This window comes from Flavobacterium sp. (assembly GCF_040402835.1).
Lineage (GTDB): Bacteria > Bacteroidota > Bacteroidia > Flavobacteriales > Flavobacteriaceae > Flavobacterium.
Window position 1 is genome coordinate 1 of sequence record NZ_JBBALW010000030.1, and the last position, 21226, is coordinate 21226.

General features: G+C 33.8%; 14 protein-coding genes. 12 read left to right on the forward strand and 2 right to left on the reverse strand.

Annotated features, from left to right (window positions below; genetic code table 11):
* The first annotated feature begins 261 nt into the window (after window positions 1–261).
* The 9 genes from AC9UEH_RS09820 (at window position 262) to AC9UEH_RS09860 (ending at window position 8974) form a co-directional block, all read left to right on the forward strand.
* The gene (locus AC9UEH_RS09820; RefSeq protein WP_509531254.1) at window positions 262–2922 is read left to right on the forward strand and encodes an ATP-binding protein; all 2661 of its coding nucleotides are present in this window, start codon (window positions 262–264) and stop codon (window positions 2920–2922) included.
* Window positions 2919–3713, forward strand: coding sequence for a hypothetical protein (locus AC9UEH_RS09825; RefSeq protein WP_509531256.1), 795 nt, complete (start codon window positions 2919–2921; stop codon window positions 3711–3713). Before AC9UEH_RS09820 ends, AC9UEH_RS09825 begins: the two co-directional genes overlap by 4 nt.
* Window positions 3706–4923 carry a hypothetical protein gene (locus tag AC9UEH_RS09830; RefSeq protein WP_509531258.1) on the forward strand — a complete coding sequence of 406 codons (1218 nt, stop codon included), beginning with the start codon at window positions 3706–3708 and terminating at the stop codon, window positions 4921–4923. The genes AC9UEH_RS09825 and AC9UEH_RS09830 overlap by 8 nt, the downstream gene beginning before the upstream one ends.
* Window positions 4904–5425, forward strand: coding sequence for a condensin complex protein MksE (locus AC9UEH_RS09835; RefSeq protein ID WP_509531260.1), 522 nt, complete (start codon window positions 4904–4906; stop codon window positions 5423–5425). Before AC9UEH_RS09830 ends, AC9UEH_RS09835 begins: the two co-directional genes overlap by 20 nt.
* 499 nt (window positions 5426–5924) lie before the next feature.
* The gene (locus AC9UEH_RS09840; RefSeq protein ID WP_509531262.1) at window positions 5925–7139 is read left to right on the forward strand and encodes an aminotransferase class V-fold PLP-dependent enzyme; all 1215 of its coding nucleotides are present in this window, start codon (window positions 5925–5927) and stop codon (window positions 7137–7139) included.
* Between the two features lie 11 nt (window positions 7140–7150).
* A complete protein-coding gene (locus AC9UEH_RS09845; protein WP_509531264.1) occupies window positions 7151–7606 on the forward strand; it encodes a hypothetical protein in 456 nt (151 codons plus the stop codon).
* Window positions 7603–8022: a SufE family protein gene (locus AC9UEH_RS09850; protein WP_509531266.1), complete on the forward strand. Its 420-nt coding sequence runs from the start codon at window positions 7603–7605 to the stop codon at window positions 8020–8022. The genes AC9UEH_RS09845 and AC9UEH_RS09850 overlap by 4 nt, the downstream gene beginning before the upstream one ends.
* A 43-nt stretch (window positions 8023–8065) precedes the next feature.
* A complete protein-coding gene (locus AC9UEH_RS09855; RefSeq protein WP_509531268.1) occupies window positions 8066–8389 on the forward strand; it encodes an SUF system Fe-S cluster assembly protein in 324 nt (107 codons plus the stop codon).
* Window positions 8390–8470: 81 nt separating this feature from the next.
* Window positions 8471–8974 (forward strand): DUF2480 family protein, encoded by a 504-nt coding sequence (locus AC9UEH_RS09860; protein ID WP_509531270.1) that lies wholly within the window; start codon window positions 8471–8473, stop codon window positions 8972–8974.
* Between the two features lie 4 nt (window positions 8975–8978).
* Here AC9UEH_RS09860 and hflX read toward each other — a convergent pair whose 3' ends face one another.
* On the reverse strand, window positions 8979–10208 hold the full coding sequence (gene hflX / locus AC9UEH_RS09865) for a GTPase HflX (protein ID WP_509531272.1): 1230 nt from the start codon (window positions 10206–10208) through the stop codon (window positions 8979–8981).
* Between the two features lie 184 nt (window positions 10209–10392).
* On the opposite strand from hflX, the gene AC9UEH_RS09870 reads away from it, so the two are divergent.
* From AC9UEH_RS09870 to AC9UEH_RS09880, 3 genes are all read left to right on the forward strand, one after another.
* Window positions 10393–17730, forward strand: a complete 7338-nt coding sequence (locus tag AC9UEH_RS09870) for a T9SS type B sorting domain-containing protein (RefSeq protein ID WP_509531274.1) — start codon at window positions 10393–10395, stop codon at window positions 17728–17730.
* Window positions 17731–17796: 66 nt separating this feature from the next.
* On the forward strand, window positions 17797–18717 hold the full coding sequence (locus AC9UEH_RS09875; RefSeq protein WP_509531276.1) for a PorP/SprF family type IX secretion system membrane protein: 921 nt from the start codon (window positions 17797–17799) through the stop codon (window positions 18715–18717).
* A 17-nt stretch (window positions 18718–18734) separates the two neighbouring features.
* A complete protein-coding gene (locus AC9UEH_RS09880; protein WP_509531277.1) occupies window positions 18735–20606 on the forward strand; it encodes an OmpA family protein in 1872 nt (623 codons plus the stop codon).
* Window positions 20607–20695: 89 nt separating this feature from the next.
* On the opposite strand, the gene AC9UEH_RS09885 is transcribed toward AC9UEH_RS09880, so the two are convergent.
* On the reverse strand, window positions 20696–21226 hold the full coding sequence (locus tag AC9UEH_RS09885) for a 3-hydroxyanthranilate 3,4-dioxygenase (protein ID WP_509531278.1): 531 nt from the start codon (window positions 21224–21226) through the stop codon (window positions 20696–20698).

The window sequence follows — 21226 nt, forward strand, 5'->3', positions numbered from 1 at the left end:
TTTCTATCCGCCATAAGGCAAAGATAATTAATTGCGACCTAAACGCCTATACCTAAATAAAAATTCATTTAAGAATTCGGAAGGGAATAAAGACTACATTTGAGAATAAATAAAGTATGACGGCAGACATACAAATCTAACCCTATTTGGGTAAATTTATATTGTTTTGTCATAAATATATGTAAGTTATCGGTCAGGCAAAAACGACACCGGTAAAAACAACAAACAGAAAAAAAATACTAATTAATCAGTGATTGGACAATGCTAAAACGACTTGTAATACTTAATTCCGAAATCTATTCAAAAGCAGATATTGAATTAGGCGACTGCGATTCATTACAAATAGTTGGGCCAAACAATATTGGGAAAAGCACTCTGATTTACGCTCTAAACTTTCTGTATATTATTGACGGAAAACAAATGACTTTCAGCGGAAACAGATCGGGAGACAAAACAACATTTAACCACTACTTTCCTACAATTAATTCAAGTTACATAATTTTTGAAGTATTCAAAAAAAGATACTATTGTATTTTAGTTAAAAAAAACGCAGAAGGCAGTTTAGATTATTACAAAATTGACAGCGATTATAAAGAAGAACAATATTTTGTGCAAACAACAGAAGGGCAAAAATTAAAGAAATTTGATTCCTTACTTGCTGACCTTTCTACTACAGGCGTAGAATATAGTAAATACTCAAACAGACGTGACCTTTTTAATTTCGTTTATCAAAAAGGAAAAAAAAACAACGGTGTTGTATGGCTAAACGAAGGGGCATCGCAAGACCAAAGAGAAATCAGTAACAACTTTTCTAAAATTTATCGATACTTAATAAACTCAAAACTTATTGACAACAAAACATTAAAGGAATCTTTGATTATTGCTGATAATAAAGAAAACGAACAAATTGAATTTTCAAAGAAAAACCAAAAGGACATTAAAAACCTGTTGAAACATAACAGAGAAATTAAAGTAATTAAGAGTATTCAAAAAAGTTTTTCAGATTTTAAAGAATTAGTCAATCAGTTTAAAGCCAAAAATCAAATATTATGTGAAATCGTATTTGCGTTTGACAGTCTTTACTCTTCCGTTAATATTGAACTTAATTCAAAAGTTGTAGAGCAGAAAAAGGAAAGAGAAAATCATCGTGTTACACTGAATGAGGAATTGACACCAAAGCAATCAAAATTGACAAAATCAGTTGGCGGATTAGAAGTAACAATTTCTCAAAAACAGACAAGTATTGATAATCTCAAAGTAAAAATCGCAAAAATAAAATCTTATGAAGGAATTGACTTTTTGAAACAATCACAAAGCAATTTAGACCAGCAAAGAAAAGACATTGAAAGTAGACTAACTCAAATTGAAAATCAGAATTTAAACAGTCATGATTTAGAAAACAAGATTTCTAAACTACATAAAGAAATATCGGAACTCGAAAGGCAAATTGAAACTTATTCAAATTTGCTCATTCATCAGATAAGCAAAAATGTGGATCAGAAAGAATTGCTAAACGCAATTCTTTCTGATTCCATTACTGCGCTTCCAAAGGAAAATATACAATTGGGAATTGAAAAACTAAATGAAGTAATGAAAATCTTTGATGGTGCAATTACAATTCCGAAAGATTTTAAAGGCAAACCAATTGCGTCAATTGAAGATTTAAGAATACGTAAAGATGAAGCGTTTAAAGACAAGCAAAATAATGAACAGTTGTTACCTATCGCAAAAAACCTTGAAAAATATCGTTCTGAACTCATTACCACTCAGAAAAAAATTAAGGAAGTAAATGAAAAAATTGATGAACTTAATTCTTTGCCTGAACTTGAAAAAAATCTAACCAAAGAAGAAGCAGAACAAAAAACGTTAATTCAGCAAAAAGACGAAACGGAAAAAGAGTTAAGAAAAATAAACGAGCAAATTAGTAGAATTAACGAGACTATTAACAATCTGACAAATGAAATCAGCGACAAGGAAAAACGCATTGAGAAAATTCAAGAATGGAAAGTAAAAATCGAACAATCGGGAATAATTCCAATTGAATACCAAACAAACGAAACGCTTGACAACCTTTTCAAAAATTTTGAAAGAAACTCAACTGAACGAGAAGACATTAAAAACAGAAAAGAACGATTATTTGAAACGCTAAAAACAAAAACTGAAACCGTTTTTGCTTCCGTAGACGAGTTTATAAAACATCTTGATTCTGAAATTGTAACCCTTGACGATAAACAAAAAAGTATTGAAGCATTATTGAAAAATATTTCAACGCAATTTTCAATTCCGTGTAAAACACTTTATTCAAAATTCCAAGAGTTTGAAGCGTTTATTAACAATCAGTTCAATTCCAAAATCAGAAAAATAAAAATTTCTGATATTGATTCTTTAAGTATTGAAATTATTCCGAATGAGAGTCTAATTAAAGACTTAAAAAAAATTATGGAAATCAGAGACCTAACAACTGAACTAATCTTTGATGACCAATCAGAAAGTCTAACTATTTTGAATAGATATTTGGATAATCAATCTGTAATTGATTTCAATAATCTTTTTGACATTAAATTACATCTTGACAAAAAAGGACAACACAAAATTGTTGATTTAAGAAATCAAATAGAATCAGACGGAACGGATAAAATGATAAGAATGGTAATTATTATGTCAATTATCCATCAAATTGTAATCAATGATGAAGAAAACAAAATTGTAATTTTCGTTGATGAAATTGGCACAATTGACGAAGCCAACAGGATTGAAATTTTGAATTTTTGCAAGGAAAATAACTTTATTCCTATATCAGCCGCACCTTTGCATCCTTACGATGGCTTTGATAAATATTACTTGGTAAGAAGAAATAAAGGAAAAATAGTTTTAAGTGAAAATAATGGAAACGTAATTTACCGTAAAACGAAAACAACGTGAACCAAACAGATTTTAGAACATACAAGAAATTAAAAGAGGAATCTTTTCTTACTGAAAAGGTAATCCCGAAAACTGTTTTGAGTTCATCCCATTTCAAAGGATTAGTTTCTGCTTTAATTATTGAAAAGACAAAATCAGGAAGAGGTTTTCGTTACGAAGTAAACAAAATAAATGAATTTGAAAGTTTCTTTAAAACTCATTTTCCCGAAGATATTGAAGTTAACGACAAGTCTGATAATGTTAGAAAATTTAGAAACTCTAAAATTCAAAAAACAGTCTCAACTCCAATTTTTATGTTAAGAGGTTTTGAAACGATTAAGATCAATGGCAAAGATTTGAATTTAGAAGATTACACTAACAAATTTAAATTATTCGCTTGTAACGCAGAGAAAATTGAAGCGAAACAAATTTGTATAGTCGAAAATTTGGATACTTTTTTGATCGCGGAAAGATTATTAGGCAAAAGTTTTATTTTTCTACATAAATATGGTCGAATAGGAAAAGAGTCTCTTCGAAATCTTCTTACAAGTCGGTTACTTGTTTTTGTTGATTACGACTTTAATGGACTTGAAGAATTTTTAAGAATTAAAGAGGTGTTTGACTTTGCGCAATTATACATTCCCGAAAACTATAATGAACTTTTCGGAAAATATTCTCAAAGTCTAAAAGGTAATAAAGCCGAAATGACGAACAGAATTAAGCAAAGTTTGGATAAAAATGTAATTATGATAAGAGAAAGCATCATACGAAACAACCGATTTTTAGAGCAACAGTATTGGAAATATGATTAAATCCGAACCAAAATCAATATTACTATTTATTGCAAGTCATTACGATTTGTTAAGAGACCTTTTTGATATTCAGGTTAAGAATGACATTATTACGAGAGAATCTCTTAATATCAGTTTGGAGAATTACGAAAAAAATATTCGTGAACAACTAACTGAGTATCAAATTTTAGTTGAACAAAATAACGACTTTGCATTTAACGAACCTTACTTAATTCTTTTTGAATTTATACATCAACAATTTAAACCGCTTTTGCCTGAAACTATCGAAAAATATGGCGAATCAATAAGGAATCTCTTTTCCGGAATTAAACAAGGGATTTATGCTGAAAAGAACATTTTGCTTGATAGAATTGAAGCGTTATCCCAAGAAATTAAAAAGTTCACAAATGCAATCGTAAATAACACCAAAAGTTTACTAACCGAATCAAGAGAACTAAAAGCAAACAATAAGAAAATTGATTATCAAGAAAAAATACACAAAGCTAGATATTTAATTGAAAATTATATTTCGCCACTTAATACAATTTTAGACGTAAATCACAGCCAATCAATTTATAATGAATTGTTGAGTATTTCACAATTCACGAATGTAAAAAGGTTTGATTATGCTGACGAAAACATAAGACGAGAATTTGAAAAACTATATCACTTGCTTCGCCAGGTTGGAAAAGACTTGAATTTACAATCTGTCATTCTCACCAATGAATTATTGCCTTTAATTGAACGGATAAAAACCGAAAGCCAATATTTAAGAGGTTTTCATTATTACCTAACTAATGGAAAATGTTATAAAGGAATTGAACATCCACACATTTTCGTTACTACTCGTGATAACATATACAATAAATTTATATATGAAAACACGAAAGAATATTTTGAGCAATTTAAAAACGAAGAAGAGGTAATTATTGTTGAAGATTCTCAACAAACAAATGATTGGCTTTTTGACAAGTCAAGATATAAAGAAACATTGGAAAAGAATTTACCATTAGAAGATTTTTTCAAATGGTGCGAAAATTCTATAAAACTAGAAAATGAGAATTTTTCGTTTGATAATTTCTTTATGGTTACAAGTTTACTTTTTGAAGAAGATTACGAAATTTCTGTAAACAAAGACGGTAAAAAGATTTCACTTTCTAATGAAGAATCAGAATTAATTATGCCAAAATTAACAATTAAAAAACAAGAAGATGTATCCAGACAAGCATAAAGAAATAGTAACATGTTTAATGGAAGGAAAATTCATTACAGTTGCAGATTTGTTATTTGAGGTAATCAAGAAAAATGAAGATTTTTATATCGAGTTCTTTGAAAAGTCTTTTGGTTTTGAACTCATCGGAAATCACGATTACTATTATTTGATTTCAAGCGATACAAATGAAAACACTTCCAGAGATTTTTCAATTTTCTTTTCAATTTTATGCTATGAACTTGATAAAGATGGAAAAAACTTTTTAGAAGAACTTAATTATTCCGAATTTCACATTGACGAGATAATTGAATACTTCAAAAACTCTTCGTGGTCAGATGTAATTAAGGAAAATAAACAACTAAACAATGAAGAAAGTTTGAAACGACATATTGGAATAATGGTAAAACGAAATATTGCTATAAAACAAACCAATGAGAGATACTCATTTACTAAAGCACACAAATTGTTTATTGACTTTGTTAAAGACCTAATAAAAGAAGACAAGGGAGAAACAATATAATTAAATAAATGCACGAACCGATAACGGCCGTTTTAAGAAATTAGGCTTTAGAGCTTAATTTAAAGTTGGTTTTTTTCACCTGACAGGTTTCTCTTTTCCCACTCCCGAATAACCAAATCAACCTTTTTCGACACAGATTTAAACGGATTAAACGGATTTCCCGAATATACCCTTTTTCTTAATAACAGAATTAACAAATAACCGAATAAACCCTTCCTCCAAATAATCAAATAAAAAAAATTTTAGCCCTGATGGAAGCGGTAGCTCTTGCGAAGGAACGTAGCAAGACTATAGCGGACAGCAGGAATATGATTTCCTGAAAAAGAAAGACAATTCGCTCCAAATTAAATTTCAAATAGTTGAGGAATCTATTAAAGCATAATCTATAAAATATCACTCAATCCGTAAATGATTATTTTACTTAATTATTAACAGCTGTTTCACAAAAATCTATATAAGTTTTATTACTTTTGTATTTAGAAAAATTCTAAATAAAGAAATGTTAGACCTTCAAAAAATCAGAGCCGATTTCCCTATTCTTTCTCAAAAGGTAAATGGAAAACCATTAGTTTATTTTGACAATGGCGCTACTTCGCAAAAACCGCAGGTGGTGATTGACGCTATTTCAAAATATTATCAAGAAATTAATGCCAATATTCACCGTGGCGTTCACACATTGAGTCAATTGGCAACAGATGCTTATGAAACCTCTAGAGGAAAAATCCAAACCCATATTAATGCAAAATTTGCTCATGAAGTACTTTTTACTTCTGGAACAACGCATGGAATTAATTTGGTTACCAATGGCTTTGCATCCTTTTTGAAGCCGGGTGATGAGGTTTTGGTTTCGGCATTGGAACACCATTCTAATATTGTCCCGTGGCAAATGTTGAGCGAAAAAACAGGTGCAATTTTGCGAGTGATTCCAATGGATGAAAACGGCGAATTGATTATGGATGCATACGATAAATTACTTTCTGACAAAACCAAAATTGTAACTGTAAACCACATTTCGAATGCATTAGGAACGGTCAATCCAATTAAATATATGATTGATAAAGCGCATGAATTTGGAGCTGCAATTTTGATTGATGGTGCACAAGCGGTACCGCATTTGAAACCAAATGTACAAGAACTAGATTGTGATTTTTATGTTTTTTCAGGACATAAAATATGTGGGCCAACAGGAACGGGGATTTTATATGGAAAAGAAGCGTGGTTGAATAAATTACCGCCCTATCAAGGTGGAGGCGAAATGATAAAAGAAGTGACTTTCGAGAAAACTACGTATGCCGAATTGCCTCATAAATTTGAAGCTGGAACACCAAATATTGCTGGAGGAATTGCCCTTGGAACGGCAGTTGATTATATGAATGAAATTGGTTTTGAAAACATTCAAATCCAAGAAAAAGAATTGTTAGCCTACGGAACCAAACGCTTGTTAGAAATTGAAGGATTGAAAATTTATGGTACTGCCAAAGATAAAACGTCTGTAATTTCGTTTAATATAGAAGGAATTCATCCGTATGATATTGGAACCATAATTGACAAATTAGGTATTGCAGTTCGAACAGGGCATCATTGCGCACAACCTATTATGGATTTTTTCAAAATTCCGGGTACGATTAGAGCTTCCTTCGCGTTTTATAATACCAAAGAAGAAATTGATGTCTTTGTAGAAGGAGTTAAAAGAGCAAAATTAATGCTATCATAAAAATATTAATTGTGAAAATACTTCCATTTTTATCGGTATTATTATTTGTTTGCACCAGTTGCGACAGCAAGAAAATTGTAGTAGCATCAACTAACGAAAAGTATGAAACCTTAGTAATTCAATACGAAGCAAATACAAGAGGTTTTTATCAAAAATTGATTGTTCAAAACCATACAATTTCTTCAACTGATGATAGAAATGGCGAAAAAAATCCAATTGTTCAGAAAATTTCAGATGCCGATTGGAATGCATTAATTTTTGAATTTAATAAAATAGATTTAGAGGTTTTGCCAAATTTAAAAGCGCCAACAGAAAAACGGTTTTATGATGGTGCAGCAATTGCAGGTATAAAAATCACTTTTAAGGGAAAAACATTTGAAACAACAAACTTTGACCATGGATTTCCTCCAATGGAAATTCAAAAAGTGGTGGAAATAGTAAACTCATTATTTAAAGCAGAAGAATGAAAATAAAAGCAATACAAGACGAAATTGTAGACGAATTTTCGATGTTTGATGATTGGATGGAGCGCTACGAATACATTATCGAATTAGGAAAAAAGTTACCTTTAATAAAAGAAGAATTTAAAACGGAGGACAATATTATCAAGGGTTGCCAATCCAAAGTGTGGTTAAAAGGAGAGCAAAATAGTGACATCGTAGTTTTTACAGCCGATAGCGATGCGATTTTAACCAAAGGAATTATTGCCATTTTAATTCGTACTTTTTCCAATCAAAAAGCAGTTGATATTTTAGCCGCCGATTTGGATTTTATAGACGAAATTGGTTTAAAAGAACATTTATCGCCAACGCGCGCCAATGGATTGGTATCGATGATAAAAAATATAAAAATGTATGCTTTGGCATTTGACGCAAAAAATTAAATGACCTTAATTGCCTTTTATGGGGAAAAATAAATAAAAAATTATGGAAGAATATACTGACACAATTAATTTAGGAGATAACGTAGTTAAAAAATTAAAAGGGATTTACGACCCAGAAATCCCTGTTGATATTTACGAGTTAGGACTGATTTATGATGTGATGATTAATGAAGACAATGAAGTCAAAATCCTAATGACATTAACGTCTCCAAACTGTCCCGTTGCAGAATCTTTGCCTCGTGAAGTGGAGGAAAAAGTACAATCAATCGATGAAGTAAAATCTTGCGAAGTTGAAATTACTTTTGACCCACCTTGGAGCAAAGATTTGATGAGCGAAGAAGCAAAATTAGAATTGGGGATGTTGTAAAAACAAAGTCATAATGTCGAAAGTCTTAAAGTCGAAGGGAGCTGACTTTCGACATTTGACATTCGACTTAAAGACAGTATTATGGATGAAATCATTAATAAAGTTGCCAATAGTTCGCTTGAAGTTTTCGATTTGGAAGAGTATTATCCAATGGGAATTCGTGCGCAAATTGACATTTCACAATGGCTTTTAGAAGGATTTATTTTAAAAGAAAAAGAGTTTCGGGAGCACTTAAAGCAACACGATTGGACACAATATCAAGACAATTATGTTGCAGTTTTTTGTAGCACCGACGCCATAGTTCCTGCATGGGCTTCCATTTTAGTTGCCTTGCAATTAGCCCCTTTTGCCAAGAAAATTGTGAATGGAAATTTTGAAGATTTAGACACGGCATTGTATCAAGAAATTCTACCAAAACTTGATTATTCCATTTATGAAAACAAGCCAATTATTATAAAAGGATGTTCCAAAAAACCAGTTCCAATGAGTGCTTACGTGTTAGTGGCTCAATATTTGCAGCCTTTTGCAAAAAGCATTATGTATGGCGAAGCCTGTTCTGCAGTTCCTCTTTTTAAGAAAAAATAACTGTTTATTCGTCTACTTTTTCAACAGCATCCTTATAGTCTGGATACAAAAACTTATTATAAGGAAATCTCGTGATATGAATTTCTCGAACTGTTTCATAAACTCGTTCCCGAAATTCCTCGAAATTTTGTTTGTTGGTAGCCGAAATAAACAAGGCTTTCTCTTGCCCAACATTGTTCATCCAAGTCGTTTTCCATTCTTCTAAAGTGTAATGCTTTTTCGTCTTTTCTGTAATTAAATCATCCTCTTCAATTGTCAAATGTTTATAGGCATCAATTTTATTAAAAACCATTATTGTAGGTTTATTATTACTTTTTATGTCTGCTAATGTTTGATTTACAGATTCAATATGATCTTCAAATTCAGGATGCGAAATATCAACAACGTGCAATAACAAATCGGCTTCCCGAACTTCATCAAGCGTGCTTTTGAAAGAATCTACCAATTGAGTTGGCAATTTTCTTATGAATCCAACAGTGTCAGAAAGTAAAAAAGGCAAGTTTTTTATAACCACTTTTCTAACAGTTGTATCTAATGTTGCAAACAATTTATTTTCTACAAATACATCACTTTTCCCAACAGCATTCATCAAAGTTGACTTCCCTACATTGGTATAACCAACTAAAGCGACACGAACCATTGCACCTCGATTTCCTCGTTGTACGCCCATTTGTTTGTCGATAGTTTTGATTTTTTCTTTTAATAAAGCAATTCTATCTCGAACAATTCGTCTGTCAGTTTCAATTTCAGTTTCTCCAGGACCACGCATTCCGATTCCTCCTTTTTGACGTTCCAAGTGTGTCCACATTCCTGATAATCTTGGAAGTAAATATTGACATTGTGCCAATTCTACTTGCGTTCTTGCATAAGAAGTTTCTGCTCTTTGGGCAAATATATCTAAGATGAGGTGCGTTCTATCAAGAATTTTACAATCTATAATTTTTGAAATGTTTTTTTGTTGTGATGGGGATAATTCATCATCAAAAATTACTGTTGAAATGCCATTTTCGATGACATATTGATTGATTTCTTCAATTTTTCCAGTTCCAACAAATGTTTTTGGATTAGGGCGTTCCATTTTTTGTGAAAATCTTTTTACTACTTCTCCTCCGGCGGTAAAGGTCAAAAAATCTAGTTCATCTAAGTATTCCTTTAGCTTTTCTTCGTCTTGTTTTTGGGTAACAATACCTACAATTACAGTTTTTTCTATCTTTTTAGTATCTTTTTCTAGCATAATAAAATTTCTTTTGCAAAGCTACTTTTTTTGACTCAAACTTTAAGAAATAGTAACATAAATAAAACATTTTTTTGTTTTGTTTAGTTAAAAAATAGATTAAATGCTTTTTTTTAATTTTTTTTGTTAAATTTGGGACTAAAATTTTAACTAAATATAGTTCAAAAACTTAAATTTTCATTATATGAAAAAAATTACATTACTATTAATAACTATATTATTTTCTTTTACTGGTTATTCTCAGGCTTTAATTCAAGGATTTGAAGCGCCTACAGTTCCGCCAGCAGTTCCATTAAATTGGGCTCGTTTTGAGAGTGGATCTGCCTCTGAAATGTGGTCAACAAGCGCCTTAAGCCCGCGTACCGGTACAAAATCGGCATTGCTATATGGCGAAAATTTAGGTGTAGGTGGAATAGCTAAATATTATATAGCTACTCCATTGGTTACTATTCCTTTAAATGGACAATTACGTTTTTGGGTAAAAACCTCTGTTCAAGGAAATCAGGGAGGTGTTTTTAAAATAAAAGTGGCATCGGGAGCTTTGGTTGCAAATCAAACTACTGAAGCAGCGTATACTACTACGTTACAAACTTATACAGAATCTCAATTGAGTACTAACGTTGCTCCGGCCCCAATTGTGTATGAAGAGCAAGTAGTTGATTTTCCACCGGCAACTTTTCCAGCTGGAACACAAATTTACATAGCTTTTGTGTCCGAAGTAAATCAAACTTCCCCTTTTCAAGGAGATGACTTTTTTTTAGATGATGTTTTGGTCGTTTCAAGATGTTTAGAACCAAACACTTTAGCTACTGGAATCATTACTTCTGCAAGCGCTGTATTAAGTTGGACTAATCCAAACCCTTTAACTGGAGCAGGATTAAATACCTGTAATCAATGGGAAATTGAAATTATTCCTACCACTCAATTAGCACCTATAGGTTCAGGAATAATAGTTAATACCAATCCTTTTACTGCTACAACATTAACAGTTGCGCCATTTGCGCCATTACTGCCTTTAACGCAATATAAATATTATGTTCGTTCTAAATGTGCTTTTTCTGGCAGTGTTTGGGCAGGACCTTTTCCATTTACAACAGCCCCTGGACCTGCAGTCTGTGGGGGGAATTATGTTGATGTTGGAGGATTAACAGCAAATTATAACAACAGTACTACTGCGGCAACTACAATTTGTCCAGTAACAGCGGGTGATTTAGTTACTGTAACTTTCACCTCATTTGCTACGGAATTATCTTATGATTTATTAAAAGTATATAATGGAAATAGCGCTACAGGAACTCTTTTAGGAACATATTCTGGAACATTGACTGGAGCAAATCTACCAGGTCCCTTTACTTCTTCAGATCCCAGTGGTTGTTTAACTTTTGTATTTACCTCTGATAGTACAACTACCGCTGCCGGATGGTTAGCAAACATTACTTGTGCTCCAATTCCACCATGTACGCGTACAACGGCATTAACAACTTCTGCTATTACATCAACTTCTGTTTCTTTAGGTTGGACACAGCCTATAAACCCTAATGGTTCAACAGCCACAGCTTGGGAATATCTTGCTTTGGCTTGTGGAACCGCTGCGCCAACAGCTACTACAGCAGGGTTTTTACCCGCACCGACGAATCCATTTATAGTTACTGGTTTAATACCAGGCAAATGTTATGATTTTTATGTAAGAGCGGTATGTAATCCAACACAATCTAGTGTTTGGTCTTTGCCAATATCTGCAACAACTTTACCAGGATGTGGGGGGTTTTTTGTTGACGCAGGAGGAATATCAGCTAATTACGCAGACAATTCAAATATAACTACTACAATTTGTCCAATAAATGCAGGAAATCAAGTAACAGTTACTTTTACTTCCTTTTCGACACAATTGAATACGGACATTTTAACGGTATATGATGGAGTTGTTTCTCCGGCAAATCTTATAGGCGCTTATTCAGGAACAGTAATTCCTGCACCAATTACGGCAACTGGTCCAACAGGATGTTTAACATTTGTTTTTACATCGAATGCAACTACAAATTCAACGGGTTGGATTTCTAACGTTACTTGTGCTCCAGCACCAACATGTACTAAACCAAAAAATTTAACGGTTACGCAAATAACACAATCAACTGCATTATTAGGATGGACTCAACAGCCTAACCCAGACGGAAGTGTTGCAACTGCATGGCAAGTATGCGTTGTTCCTTGTGGATCTGCGGTACCTCCAATAGGTTCAGCTAGTTGGGTGAATGCCAATTCCAATCCTTTTTATATAACGGGATTAAATTCAGCTACTTGTTATGATTATTATGTAAGAGCAATTTGTTCACCAACAGATTCTAGTTCTATTGTGGGACCAACGAGCTTCAACACATTAATAGTAAACGATGAATGTACTGGAGCAATTGAAATTCCAGTAAATCAAAATACTAACTGCTTGCAAACCGCATTTGGAAGTCTAACTTTTGCAACAGGTTCAATTGACCCAAATTCTTGTGGAGGAACCATTGATGATGATGATGTATGGTTTAAATTTACAGCAACTTCTACAAGTCATTATATTACAATATTGGGACCAAATTATACTGCAGCTCCATTCAATATTAATTATTTGCTTTACACGGGAACTTGTGGTGTCTTAACTCAATTTGGAACCTGTATTACTGCCAATGTAAATACGGCTACAGGTTTAACGGTAGGGCAAACGTATTATGTTAGAGTATATTCAACAGGGTCAACACCTGTTACAACTACGTTTGAAATTTGCGTAGGAACAAATGTGGGAACTTGTGCAACGGCATTACCATTGTGTGCAATTACGCCAATTATTATTCCAAATAATGTAGGGGTGCCAACATTACCTAATCCAGTGAGTCCTTTTTCAACAACAAGTCCAACTGTAGGTTGCTTAGGAACCGCGCCGTCGCCAACATTTTATTATTTACAAATTCCAGCGAATGGAAATTACAATTTTTTCTTAGAGCAAAATACTAGTAGCGCATTTACTGGAACTGGTATTGACGTGGATTTCGTCGCTTGGGGACCTTATGCTACAACTGCCGCAGCATGTGTAGGAATTTCAACTACTAATGCTCCCGCAACTGGAATAAGTTGCAGTTTTTCTGCTGCTTTTACAGAAAATTTTGGAGTAAATGGCGCCATAGCAGGAGAAGTATATGTAATCATGATTACCAATTATAGTGGAAGAAAAGGATTTGTTAGAATAACCCAAACGGCTGGACCAATTCCAACAGTTTGTTGTCCTTTTGGGAATTTTACTTATTCTAAATCTTTTTATTGTCAAAACGAAGCCAATCCAAGTCCAATATTGATTAGTAATGCTGTAGCCGGAACTTTTAGTTCTACAGCGGGACTTTCAATAAATGCAACTACAGGATTAGTAAACCTTGCTGCGAGTATTCCTGGAACCTATGTAATTCACAATGCTGTTGCAGCTTCTGGGACATGTCCATCCGATGACGACTCTTGGACATTAACAATTACTGCTCCGCCAACAAGCGTGGCTATATCCTATAGTGCGCCATCGTATTGTAAATTTGACACAACGGTTCAAAATTGTATTCAAACGGGTACAATTGGAGGAAATTATACGGTTTCACCCGCTGTAGGACTATCATTAAATATTACAACAGGAGCTTTTACGCCAAGTACGAGTACCGTAGGAACGTATGTAGTAAGTTATAATTTACCACAAGTTGGCGGTTGCCCCGGAGCTATAAGTAGCACTACGGTTAGTATTATTTTACCGGTTCCAACATTTACGCCAGCTCCGCCAATTTGTGCAGGTGGAACTTCAGCACCATTACCTACAACCTCATTGAATGGAATAATGGGTACTTGGTCGCCAGCTATTAATAATTCTGTTACAACTACGTATACATTTACTCCAGATGCCGGTCAATGTGCTTCTACTACAACCATGACTATTCAAGTTGGAATTGTAGCACCTGTATTTACACAAGTAGCACCAATTTGTTCGGGGACTCCTTTGTCAGCTTTGCCAACTATATCAAGTAACGGTGTTACAGGGACATGGTCGCCAGTAATAAATAATACAGTCACTACCACCTATACCTTTAACCCAGTTGCTGGTTTTTGTTCAAGTGTTGCAACTATGACAATTGTAGTTTCTCCTCCTAGTCTAACACCTACATTTAGAGCTATTACTCCTATTTGTAATGGGGCTACATTAGCAGCTTTGCCAACAACTTCTATTAACGGAGTAGTGGGGGTATGGTCACCTGCATTAAATAATTTAGCAACAACAACCTATACATTTACACCAAATCCTGCACAATGTGCTGTTCCTACTTCATTAATAATAATAGTTAATCCAATATTAGGCGTTACGGTAAACAGTCCAACCGTTTGTTCAAGTACAACCGCCACCGTTACAGCAACTCCCACACTTCCTGGAACATATGCCTATTCTTGGACAGTGCCTACAGGAGCAACCAATCCTGGTAATGTTGCCTCTTTTACCGCATCGGTATCTGGGGCCTACAGTGTAGTAATCACGCAAGTAAATTCATTCTGTAATTCAGATTTTGAAAGCCCATTAGGAATTCCATTAGGAACTATGGCTTTAGTAAATCAAAGTAATTTTCAATGTTGGAGAACTACAGCTACCGATGGGATGATTGAAGTTTGGACAAATGGAAATGAGAATACAAATGCTTATTCAGGAACCCAATTTATAGAATTAAATGCCAATCAGGTATCTACTCTTTACCAAGATTTATCAGTTATTCCAGGATCTTCGGTTAATATTTCTTTTGCACACAGAGGTCGTTTTTCTGGAACAGATGTCATGAGAGTTGAAATAGGACCAGTTGGTGGACCATACGTAAGTTTAGGAAATTTTTCTGCCACCCCAAGTGCATGGGTATATAATAGTTTAAATTATACATTCCCAAATAATGGAGTAATTAATTACACTATTAGATTTGTATCCGTAACTTCTGGTTCAGGAAACCTAACGGTTGGGAATTTTATAGATGCGGTATCAATTACTGGGCTAGGATGTTCTTCATTACCAGTTACTGGGAATGTTCTAATTACAACTGTTAGAACTCCAACATTTACACAAATTCCAACTTTATGTCAGAATAGTGTTGCGCCAGTTCTACCTACTTCGTCTACAAATACCAATCCAGTAACAGGTACTTGGAATTCGGCTATTTCTACTTCAACTATAGGTTCAACAACTTTTACATTTACTCCAGCTGCTAATCAGTGCGCAACTTCAACGACTATGTCAGTTACGGTCGCTGCATCACTAGTAGCAACGTTTAACTATAATTCTGCGACTTATTGTAAAACAGGAACAAATCCAACACTTAGTTTTGTTAATGGAGGTTCCGCAGGAGTATTTACTTCTACAGCAGGCCTTTCTTTAAATAGTTCAACGGGAGCAATAGACTTATCTGCAAGTACAACAGGTAATTATACCGTTATAAATACTATTGCGGCTTCCTCTGCTTGCCCGGGCGTGATCGCAACATTTGCAATAACAATTACTGCGGCACCAATAGCTACCTTTAATTATGTAGGAACGCCATATTGTAAAAATGGTACTAATCCAACTCCAACATTCACTGGAGGAGGAGTAGCAGGAACATTTACATCTACAACGGGATTAACTATTAATTCTTCAATAGGAGTTATTAATTTAGCAACTAGCACAGCAGGGACTTATACAGTTACAAATACTATTGCTGCCGCAAATGGTTGTGCGCAAGTACAAGCAACGACTCAAGTTACAATTACAGCAGTTCCGGTTGCAACATTTAGTTATAACGACACTTTTTATTGCAAATCAGCGTCAAATCCAGTGATTTCATTAACAGGTACCGCAGGAGTATTTTCTTCAACAACAGGCTTAACATTAAATAGTACTACTGGGGCAATAGATTTATCTACAAGTACTCCAGGTAATTATACTATTACTAATACGATAGCTGCTGCTGCTGGATGTAGTGGTGTTTCAGCTACATTTGCAATTACAATTACAGCACCACAATTAGCTACTTTCAGCTATACAGCGACACCTTATTGTAAAAATGCTGCCAATCCAAATCCAACATTCTCTGGAGGAGGAGTTGCAGGAACATTTACGTCTACAATAGGATTGAGCATCAATGCTACTTCAGGAGCTATTAATTTGTCCGCTAGTACTGCAGGAACATATACAGTAAGCAATACTTTAGCTGCTACTGGCGGATGTCCTCAGGTAGTTGCTACAACTCAAGTTACAATTACCACATTGCCGGTGGCTACATTTAGTTACAATGCCGCTACTTATTGCAAAACAGGGTCAAATCCAGTGATTTCGTTAACAGGCACCGCAGGAGTATTTTCTTCTACAACAGGCTTAACATTAAATAGCACTACTGGAGCTATAGATTTATCTACAAGTACCTCAGGGAATTATACTATTACAAATACGATAGCAGCTGCTGCTGGATGTAGTGTTGTTTCAGCTACATTTGCAATTACAATTATAGATCCACCGGTAGCGACATTTAGCTATACTTCTTCACCATATTGTAAAAATGGGATTAACCCAAGCCCAATATTTTCTGGAGGAGGAGTTGCTGGAACATTTACCTCTACAATAGGGTTGAGCATCAATGCTACTTCAGGGGCTATTAATTTGGCTTCAAGTACTGCAGGAACATACACAGTAACCAATACTATAGCCGCTACAGGCGGATGTTTGCCGGTAATAGCTACGGCACTAGTAACGATAACTAATTTACCCCAAGCGACAATTGCTTACAGTGATGCTTTTTATTGCTATAATAATACAGGAACACAGACGGTGACATTACTTGGAACTACAGGAGGTACTTTCACCGCTTCACCAGCGGGTTTATCTATAAGTTCAACTTCTGGAGCATTTAATGTGAGCTTAAGTCCAGCCGGATCTTATACTGTAAGTTATACAATGGCGGCTTCGGCAGGATGTCCGCAGGTAATTGCGACTACAACATTTACAATTATTCCTCAAATCAACGTGGAGCTAAGGGCAGTTTGTAATGGTCCGGATTTTACTATCACGGCATTGCCAGTTGCGGGATCATTTAATCCAGTAAATGCAACGTATGAATGGAGTGGGCCAAATGGATTTATTTTTGGACCTACATCAAATCCTTCGATTGTTATAACTACTCCTGGACTATATGTATCAACCGTAATTTACAACGGCTGTAGATATTTAACTACTCAGCAAGTTGATGGAATTACGTGTACGATTCAAAAAGGGATTTCTCCTAATGGAGATGGTGATAACGAAGCGTTTATCCTTTCTGATGTAAAAGCACTTAGTATTTTTAATAGATATGGAATTAAAGTATATAGCCATGCAGAAAATTATACCAATCAGTGGCACGGACAAAGCGAAAGCGGAAGCGAACTTCCTGACGGAACATACTATTATGTAATTACAAGAAATTCAGGAAGTTCAATTACAGGATGGATTTATATTAATCGATAAAATAAAGATTTAATAGTGCTGTTTTATTGTTTAATAGCACTAGTTTAATTCCAAAAAAAAAACTTTATGAAAAAAATACTTTTGTTAGCTATTGCAATGTTAATGGCGTTTCTAGATGTTCACGCACAACAAGACCCGCACTATACGCAATATATGTATAATATGAACGTAATTAATCCAGCTTATGCGGGCTCAAAAGAAAACCTTTCCTTTGGATTGTTATACAGAAAACAATGGATAGAATTAGAAGACGCGCCAACTACCTTTTCGTTTTCAGGATCTGCCCCTGTAGGGAAAAATGTGGGTTTAGGATTGTCGATAATATCTGACAAAATCGGACCAGTTCAGGAGAGTAACGTTTACGGGGATTTTTCTTACACGTTAAATTTAGGCGGTGAAAGACGATTGGCTTTCGGTTTAAAAGCAGGTGTGACGTTTCAAAAAATCGGTTTAAGAAGTATTATTCAACCGACACTTCCAGACCCTAATGACGGCGCATTTCATGAAGACACTAACAATACAAAATTAAATATTGGAACTGGATTATTTTATTACACCAATAATTATTATTTAGCTTTATCTATTCCAAACATGTTAAAGTCGGTACATCTAGACTATAATGGGGTTAAATACGGAACAGAAATTCAACACTATTTTCTTACAGGAGGATATGTATTTGATGTAAATCCAAATTTGAAATTCAAACCTTTCGGGATGATTAAATCTGCAATAGGCACCAAGCCATCAGTTGATTTGTCTACAAATTTCTTATATCAAGAAAAATTTGAAGCAGGGGTGACCTACAGATTTCAAGATTCTTTTGGATTAATGGTAAATTATGCAGTTTCTCCTTCTTTAAGAGTTGGTTATGCTTACGATCACATTATTTCTGACTTAAAAGTAACTACTCCTTCTTCTCACGAAATCATATTATTATTTGATTTGTATTTGCCAAAAAAAGTTTCACATTCACCTAGATATTTCTAATATAAACAACATCTGTAATGAAAAATATATGTCTGATATTAAGTTTTGTGTTTGTTAGCACAATTACTGTAAAAGCACAAAATAGTGATACCGCATGGGCGGATAAATTATTTAAAAGATTTGAATATCTAGATGCTAGTAAAGAATACTTAAAACTAGTTGGAACAGGTAAAAAAGAAAATTATATATACAATCAGTTAGCGGAAAGCTATTATAATATGTTTAATACTACTGAAGCAATTAAATGGTATGCACTTTCTATAACGCAACCACAAGAAGCAGAAACCTATTTTAAATATGCTCAAATGCTTAAAGCAAGTAGTAAATACGAAGAGGCAAATGCTCAAATGGCAATTTTTGCAACTAAAAATCCAAAAGATTTAAGAGCAATATTGTTTAATGAAAATCCAAATTATATTCCAAAATTATTAAGTAAGCAAAAAACATATAATTTGAAATCAGTATCAATTAATAGTAAATATTCTGATTTTGGGCCTATGCTTACTAATGAAAATATCTTATATTTTTCAAGTTCTAGAAAATTATCAAAGAAAAAAACAGGATGGAAAGAAGAGTCTTACCTGGATTTATATCAATCTTCACTTAGCGAAAATGATTCATTAAGTCCCGCAACCGAGGTTGAAGAAATAAATACGATTTGGCATGATGGGCCTGCTTGTGTAAGTTATGATGGAAATACCATTTATTTTTCTAGAGACAGTCGTGTTCTAAATGATTATCAAGATTTCAAGGACATTAAAACTAAATTCAGTCAAATGTATTTGTTTAAAGCGACTAAAGTTAATAACAAATGGACTAAAATCACTCAATTGCCTTTCAACAATAAAAATTATTCTATAAGTAATCCAAGTATTACTAAAGACGGTAAAACGCTTTATTTTAATTCAAATATGCCCGGAGGATTTGGTGAAAATGATATTTGGAAAATTGAAATAGGCGAAGGAGATATTTATGGAGCCCCAATTAATTTAGGGAAAAATGTAAACACAGAAGGGACCGAGCAATTCCCATCCATTTCAGATGATAATACACTATTTTTCTCCTCCAGTTCTAGACAAGGCCTTGGAGGGCTGGATGTTTTTTCAATTAATTTAGACAAATCTGACGAAGCTCAAAACTTAGGGAAGCCCGTTAATAGCGAAAAAGATGATTTTGCGTTTTCATTTAATGCAAAACGTAACATAGGTTTCTTTTCTAGTAATAGAGAAGATTCCGACGACTTATTTATTGCAACCCCCGTTTGTAATGTAGAATCTACAATTGTTGTTACCAATGCAATAACAGGTCAATTATTACAAGACGCAAACGTTACTATATTAGACAACATGAAAAACATTATTGAAACAAAAGTTTCTGATGCAAACGGCAATGTTGACTTTCTGTTAGAATGTAATACCGAATATAGCCTTCAAGTTACAAAAGACGGTTATGAAAGTGGAATATTTACGATAGCTAAAAATAAAGGAGGAAAACTTAACGTTCCGGCACCTTTAAACCCAATAGAAATTATTATTAAACCAACTGAGATTGTATTAAACCCAATATTCTTTGAATTTAACAAAAGTAATATCACGCAACAAGGTGCTTTTGAATTGGACAAATTAGTTCAAGTTATGAAAAGTAACGACAAGTTAGTAATATTAGCAAAATCCCACACAGATAACAGAGGAAGTGACACATACAATATGAATTTATCTGACAGAAGAGCCAAATCTACAGTTCAATATGTGCTTTCAAAAGGCATTGACGTGGCAAGAATATCTGGATTTGGATATGGTGAAAGCGAACCAAAGATAGATTGTAAAGAAAATTGCACAGAAGAGGAATATGCACAAAACAGACGTTCAGAGTTCTTAATTGTAAAATAAGGAAACTAATAAATAGTTATTAAAAATGCCCAAAATATTCTTTTGGGCATTTTTTTATTTAAATATTAAAGAAAATATTAAAGGAATATTTATAAATATCTAGAATCTGATTCCATCATGAAATAACATTTTTTGCAGGTCCGTAGTTTTTCTGAAGTATAAAATTTTTGATAATGAGGTAAGAAGTCTTTTTCGATGTCTTGCAACTCAAAAAACACTTCGTGTAGTTTGTTATTGCATTTTTCACAATACCAAATCAGTCCATCGGTAAAACCTTTTCCAGCTCTTTTCCTTTCAACTACCAATCCGATTGAACCCTCGTTTCGCACAGGAGAATGGGGTGTTTTGGCTGGATTTAAATACATGTCGCCTGGATGAAGTTCCATTTCTTTGCGCTCTCCATTATCTTGGATTATTATTTTAATAGCGCCTTCAAGCTGGTAGAAAAGTTCTTCGGTTTCATTGTAATGATAATCTTTTCTTGCATTAGGGCCTGCAACAATCATAATAATATAATCTTCGGAGTCTATGTAAATGTTTTTATTTCCCACAGGGGGTTTTAGAAGATGACGGTTTTCGTCAACCCATTTGTTGAGATTGAAAGGTTTTAAGATAGACAC

What these genes read in the sequence shown, in the direction of transcription:
- AC9UEH_RS09820 (WP_509531254.1), top strand. Translation starts at nt 262, where the DNA reads ATGCTAAAACGACTTGTAATACTTAATTCCGAAATCTATTCAAAAGCA.
- AC9UEH_RS09830 (WP_509531258.1), top strand. Translation starts at nt 3,706, where the DNA reads ATGATTAAATCCGAACCAAAATCAATATTACTATTTATTGCAAGTCAT.
- AC9UEH_RS09835 (WP_509531260.1), top strand. Translation starts at nt 4,904, where the DNA reads ATGTATCCAGACAAGCATAAAGAAATAGTAACATGTTTAATGGAAGGA.
- AC9UEH_RS09840 (WP_509531262.1), top strand. Translation starts at nt 5,925, where the DNA reads ATGTTAGACCTTCAAAAAATCAGAGCCGATTTCCCTATTCTTTCTCAA.
- AC9UEH_RS09850 (WP_509531266.1), top strand. Translation starts at nt 7,603, where the DNA reads ATGAAAATAAAAGCAATACAAGACGAAATTGTAGACGAATTTTCGATG.
- AC9UEH_RS09855 (WP_509531268.1), top strand. Translation starts at nt 8,066, where the DNA reads ATGGAAGAATATACTGACACAATTAATTTAGGAGATAACGTAGTTAAA.
- AC9UEH_RS09860 (WP_509531270.1), top strand. Translation starts at nt 8,471, where the DNA reads ATGGATGAAATCATTAATAAAGTTGCCAATAGTTCGCTTGAAGTTTTC.
- hflX (WP_509531272.1), bottom strand. Translation starts at nt 10,208, where the DNA reads ATGCTAGAAAAAGATACTAAAAAGATAGAAAAAACTGTAATTGTAGGT.
- AC9UEH_RS09870 (WP_509531274.1), top strand. Translation starts at nt 10,393, where the DNA reads ATGAAAAAAATTACATTACTATTAATAACTATATTATTTTCTTTTACT.
- AC9UEH_RS09875 (WP_509531276.1), top strand. Translation starts at nt 17,797, where the DNA reads ATGAAAAAAATACTTTTGTTAGCTATTGCAATGTTAATGGCGTTTCTA.
- AC9UEH_RS09880 (WP_509531277.1), top strand. Translation starts at nt 18,735, where the DNA reads ATGAAAAATATATGTCTGATATTAAGTTTTGTGTTTGTTAGCACAATT.